The following is a 3,737-nucleotide window of genomic DNA, read 5'->3' on the forward strand; positions in this document are numbered from 1 at the left end:
TCCATCCACATCCGGGCGCCGCCGGCGCCGCAGCAGAAGGAGCGCTCGCTGTTACGCGGCATCTCGGTCAGCTCGCCCTGGATGGAATCGCCGAGCACCTCACGCGGCGCGGCGAAGATCCGGTTGTGGCGGCCCAGGTAGCACGGGTCGTGGTAGGTGACGCCGCCGTCCACCGGCTGCACCGGGGTGAGCTTGCCGGCGCTGACCAGGTGGGCCAGCAACTGGGTGTGGTGCACGACCTCGAACTCGCCGCCGAGCTGGCCGTACTCGTTGCCGAGCGTGTTGAAGCAGTGCGGGCAGGTGGCGACGATCTTGCGCTTGCTCTTCTCCCGGCCCTCGAACGCCTCGTTCAGCGTCTCGACGTTCTGCTGGGCGAGCATCTGGAAGACGAACTCGTTGCCGATGCGGCGGGCCGGGTCACCGGAGCAGGTCTCGCCCTCGCCGAGGATGGCGAAGGAGACGCCCGCCTCGTTGAGCAGCGTGGCGACCGCACGGGTGGTCTTCTTGGCCCGGTCCTCGAACGCGCCGGCGCAGCCGACCCAGAACAGGTACTCGAAGTCGTCGACCTCGCCGACCCGCGGCACCTCGAACCCGAGGCCCTTGGTCCAGTCCTCGCGGGTGTTCTGCGGGGCGCCCCACGGGTTGCCCTTGTTCTCCAGGTTGCGCAGCATGACGCCGGCCTCGGACGGGAAGCTCGACTCGATCAGCACCTGGTAGCGGCGCATGTCGACGATGTGGTCCACGTGCTCGATGTCCACCGGGCACTGCTCGACGCACGCGCCACAGGTGGTGCAGGACCAGAGCACGTCCGGGTCGATGACGCCGCCCTCCTCGGCGGTGCCGATCAGCGGCCGGTCGGCCTCGGCCATGGCGAGCACGTCGACGCCGGCCAGCTGCTCCTGCGTCGCCTTCTCCTCGCCGGTGAGGTCCTTGCCGCCGCCGGCCAGGAGGTAAGGCGCCTTGGCGTACGCGTGGTCGCGCAGGCTCAGCACCAGCAGCTTCGGCGACAGCGGCTTGCCGGTGTTCCAGGCCGGGCACTGCGACTGGCAGCGGCCGCACTCGGTGCAGGTGCTGAAGTCGAGCAGGCCCTTCCAGCTGAACTGCTCGACCTGGGCGACGCCGAACTGGTCCTTCTCCGGGTCGGCCTCCTCGAAGTCCAGCGGCTTGCCCTCGCTGGTCATCGGGCGCAGCGGGCCGAGGCCCGAGCCGGCCGGCTTCTCCGGGTCGCGCTTGAAGAAGATGTTCGGGAAGGCCAGGAAGCGGTGCCAGGCCACGCCCATGGTGACGTTCAGCGAGATCACGATGAGCCAGGTCATCGAGATGCAGATCTTGATGAGCGCGGCGACGCTGACGCCGGCCTCCCAGTTCGGGAGGACCGAGCCGATCGCGTGGCTGAGCGGGGCGGCCCAGACCGGGTACTCGAAGTGGTCGGTGGCGACCTTGAAGCCCCGGATCACGAACCCGAAGATCAGGACCAGCAGGACGACCCACTCGACGAAGTAGCCCTGCCACATGCTCGAACCGGTGAACCGGGAGCGGTTCTCCGCGCGGCCCGGCCGGTTGCGCAGGCGGATCGCCATCAGTACCAGGATGCCGACCAGGCCGAGGATGCCGATCCACTCGGTGACCAGGCCGAAGATCGTCCAGTGCCCGATGATCGGCAGCCCGCCGCCGGTCGAGACCACCTCGAAGTAGGCCTCCAGCACCAGCAGCGACAGCACGATGAAGCCGACCATCACGAACCAGTGGGCGGCGCCGACCACGCTCCACTTCAGCATGCGGGTGTGACCTGCGGTCTCCACCAGCATCTTCTTGGTACGCGCGCCCTTGTCGCCGAAGCGCTCCGGCGCGGGCTGACCGAGCCGGATGACGGCGGTCATCTTCATGACCGCGCGCACCGCAAGCCACACCGCGACAGCGGTGATGGCGGCCGCGAGGATCGTGGTGACGATCTGGACGCTGCCCATCGAGTTGGCCTCCCGGTCTGCTGCTTGTCCGTGCAGCCTACGCGCAAGGTTACCCAGCAGTAACGTGAGTCTTCTCGCACCAGGCCACGCCGCCCTGCGCACACCTTAGGTGTAGCGGCGACGAAGCGCCTGGCAGGGGCGGCGTGGCGTGACCTACGCCGGGTCGACGGGCGGCCGGCTCAGCGCCAGCGGGAGAGCAGGATCAGCGAGGAGACCATCGCGCCGAAGCCGACAGCGAGGTTCCAGTAACCCCAGGTGGCGACCGGGTACGCCTGCTCGGACAGGTAGTAGAGCACCAGCCAGCCGATGCCGATCACGATCAGCGCGACCGCCGTGACCGGCAGCCAGACCGGGCTAGGCTTGCGCGTCGACGCCGTCGCCGTCGGACGAACGTCCGTGGGCGGGGTGTACACCTTCTTCTTGCGGACCTGAGACTTGGGCACGACGCTCTCCAGAGGGGGGTACGACCTCGTCCGGCCTGACAACCGGGCGCGAGGGCGACGGTCCATGGCCAATAATGTTCGACAGCTAGCGTAGTCCCGACGGACCGTCCAGGCCACGAATGGGGCCAGGCCGGTGCACTCAGTAACCGGAAAGAGCGGACTTTCCGGGTCGATCAGGTCGGTTCGCATCGGCGCGAGCCGGAACGAGACGACGGGAAAGGGAACGCCCGGTGGAGTACACGTCCGGCGCCGCCTCCTGGCAGAAGGTCCTCCGCCGCGCGGCAGCCGCCCTGCTGCCCCGGCGCGCCCGCCAGCGCCGCCCGGGCTGGTCGATCGGCGTACCCCTGATCGCCGCCGCGGCCGGGCTGCTGTTCACCACCACCGCCACCACCGCGGGCGGCACGCCGCTGCGCGAGGACCGCCGGCCCCAGCTCACCCAGCTGATCGAGGATCGCCGGGAGCAGGTGGCGGCGAGCGAGGCGAAGGCCGCCCGGCTCCGCACCGAGGTGGAGGAGCAGACCGCCGCGCTGGCCGGCGCCGACGGGCCGATCAAGACCGAGCGGGACCGGGCCGCCGCGAGCCGGCAGGCCGCCGGGTTCACCGCGCTCACCGGCAGCGGCGTGACGGTCGAGCTGAACGACGCCGACCGCCGGCCCGACCAGCCGCTGCCCAAGGGCGCCAGCAACGACGACCTGGTCGTGCACCAGGGCGACGTCCAGGCGGTGGTCAACGCGCTCTGGGCCGGCGGCGCGGAGGCCATGTCAATCATGAACGTCCGCGTGCTCAGCACCAGCGCGGTACGCTGCGTCGGTAACACCCTGCTGCTGCACGGCCGGGTGTACTCCCCTCCTTTCAAGATCGTGGCAATCGGCGACCCCGCGGAACTCCAGCGGGCGCTCGCCGCCTCTGAGGGAGTGCGGGTGTTCAAGGAAGTGGCTGAGCACTACCAACTCGGCTACGTCGAGCGCGTCTCCACAGTCACCGTGCCGGCGTTCGAGGACTCCACCGCGTTGCAGTCGGCGACGGTGCCCCGGTGAGCGGCGGCGACCCCCGGGACCGCCGCGGCCACGACCGCCAGGAGGAGCCCACCGCGTTCCTCCCCAAGGTCGAGCGCCCGGCCCCCGCCCCGGCGTCGCCGCCCCCGCTCGACCTGCCCTGGCCCGACGCCGGACCGTCGCACACCTCTCCGGCGCGACGGGGCCCGTTCCCACCGACGCCCGCCCCACCACGGAGCGCCCCGCCACGGACCGCCCCGCCGTCGACCGCCCCACCGTCGACCGCCCCGCCACCGCCCGGCCCGCCCCGGGCCGCTCCGCCGCCCTGGCCG

3 protein-coding genes and 1 pseudogene are annotated in these 3,737 nt (G+C 70.9%); 2 read left to right on the forward strand and 2 right to left on the reverse strand.

The window, feature by feature from the left end; all coding sequences use genetic code 11:
* Together KBX39_RS25970 and KBX39_RS25975 are read right to left on the reverse strand one after the other, a co-directional pair.
* Positions 1-1,967: (Fe-S)-binding protein (locus tag KBX39_RS25970; protein ID WP_210872965.1), on the reverse strand; the 1,967-nt coding region annotated here is incomplete at its 3' end.
* Positions 1,968-2,146: 179 nt separating this feature from the next.
* On the reverse strand, positions 2,147-2,410 hold the full coding sequence (locus tag KBX39_RS25975; protein WP_209963882.1) for a cell division protein CrgA: 264 nt from the start codon (positions 2,408-2,410) through the stop codon (positions 2,147-2,149).
* A gap of 230 nt (positions 2,411-2,640) precedes the next feature.
* Here KBX39_RS25975 and KBX39_RS25980 point away from each other — a divergent pair, with 230 nt between their 5' ends.
* Both KBX39_RS25980 and KBX39_RS25985 read left to right on the forward strand, forming a co-directional pair.
* Positions 2,641-3,447, forward strand: coding sequence for a DUF881 domain-containing protein (locus tag KBX39_RS25980; protein WP_043327617.1), 807 nt, complete (start codon positions 2,641-2,643; stop codon positions 3,445-3,447).
* A pseudogene (locus KBX39_RS25985) lies at positions 3,444-3,737 on the forward strand (hypothetical protein); the annotation flags it as partial. The gene KBX39_RS25980 and the pseudogene KBX39_RS25985, both read left to right, overlap by 4 nt.

The organism is Micromonospora sp. D75, assembly GCF_018070405.1.
In the GTDB taxonomy this organism is placed as follows: Bacteria; Actinomycetota; Actinomycetes; order Mycobacteriales; family Micromonosporaceae; genus Micromonospora; species Micromonospora chalcea.